The 1,643-nt window shown below is 58.4% G+C and carries 1 protein-coding gene; it reads left to right on the top strand.

Going from position 1 to position 1,643, the window contains the following annotated elements; translation table 11 throughout:
• Positions 1-520: 520 nt before the first annotated feature.
• Positions 521-853: a hypothetical protein gene (locus BQ8794_RS27330; protein ID WP_143744712.1), complete on the top strand. Its 333-nt coding sequence runs from the start codon at positions 521-523 to the stop codon at positions 851-853.
• Positions 854-1,643 lie beyond the last annotated feature (790 nt).

Below are 1,643 nucleotides of genomic sequence, written 5' to 3' on the forward strand. Positions count from 1 at the left end.
ATCCTTGTTTGCAACATCCAGGCCTGCGCAGAAGCCATAAGGTGTCCCGGGATGGGTCAATAAGTCTGGCACGGCAGTTGCATGGTCAGGTATGGGGGAATGGGGCGGAGGCCCGTCGCTTCGCAAATGTAGCGGCGGGTCTTCTGCATTGAGGTCGCGTCCCAGTCTACGCGCTGCCGTCCGTCTCGCTTTCCTCGTCTATCGCCCGGACCGGCAGTAAGCAGCTGTAGGTATCGGCGAAGTCGAGATCGAGGAAGACATAGGGGAGTGTCTACGAAGTGGTCCTCGATGCGATAGTCCACCAGGACGAAGGCTTGGCGAGCTGACCACACCGGCGCCATCCCGGCCGAATGGCAAAAGGGCTGGACGTTCCAATCTCTGATCGACGCGAAGATGACGGTGACGGCGCACTGCCATCACCACCGTGACACGCTCGATCTGGTAAAGCTGCGCGATCGGTTCGGCCCTGATGCGCCATCGCGAGGCAAATGACGGGCGCTAGAATGAAGGCCCTAGAAACTTGGAACATAAGGCGGCAGAAAACATTGTTGGCGCCATGGACAAGAAGGATGGCGACAATCTTCCTGAATGGTTTGCGAGCCGCCTGCCCGAGGATCCGGTGATCCGTGCAGATATTCGGACTAGGATTTCGAGAGAGACCGATGGGAAAAATGGGCTCTCCGGTATGGTGCTCACTAAAGGCGGGCGGGACGACAATCTGGTCGAAAAAAAGGAAGAAGCCAACGCCGCCCTCGACAACCAACCGCCCGGGGTTCCTTGGCTCCTAGTCCTGTGTCTGCTCTCAATGTTAGCCTGGGCAGGGTGCGCGCTGGCCGGTTCGTATTTTCTATAGCGCCCGCTCACCGACCCCTTCGCCTACCATGTACCGGATCGCCAGTTCGGTTCCCGGAACTAGGTTGCCTGTTCCGCCTGCGGTGTGGTGGCAAACCAAGGCGGTGAGCCAGGCATACCTAAGCCCGAACCGGAGCAGCCGCTTAAAAGGATGGTCGCGGTCCCTGCCGCCGCCGTAAGGTGCTCTTTTAGTCACGCGCTTGGGAACAAGCGCCAGATAGCGAAGTTACCAGCGTAAGGAATTTCTCCTATGGCTGACGAACAGGGTAGGGCGCCGAACAACATTGATATCGTCGTTCGACGCTTGGTCAAAGAACCGGCATTACCGAAGAACAGGCTGGAGAGCTTATCTTCTTCCTTGGCCTTCAATGGGCATCGCTGCTCCGGGAAGCAAAGGTCCTAGCTGCCAAGCGGTAAGCCCGCCCCCATAGCGCGAATGAAAAGCCCGCTGCGGGAGGGGCCGGCAACGGGCTTTCACTTGGGGAGTGTCTTCGCGGCTACATCCTGAGGAATCGACCGCTGCAGTTGTAATGCGTGATTTCTGCAACCCTAAGCCATTGTCCTCTATAGGGGCTTTGAACTAACTCCCTCACGAACATGCGCGTATCAGTCCGACAGAACTCAAGCGCCCCCGATGAAAAGCCCGCCACCTGAGGCAGCGGGCCAAAAACACGAGGCGCCGCTGAAACCCGACATCGTGTAGACGCGCCGCCGTTCATCGACGGCTCAGGCTCCTTGGCGTAAACTGGATAGCCAGCAACTGCGTCTTCCTATTCAGAGGAGTCCGCGAT

Origin of the sequence: Mesorhizobium prunaredense (genome assembly GCF_900156895.1) — a bacterium.
Classification (GTDB): Bacteria; Pseudomonadota; Alphaproteobacteria; order Rhizobiales; family Rhizobiaceae; genus Mesorhizobium; species Mesorhizobium prunaredense.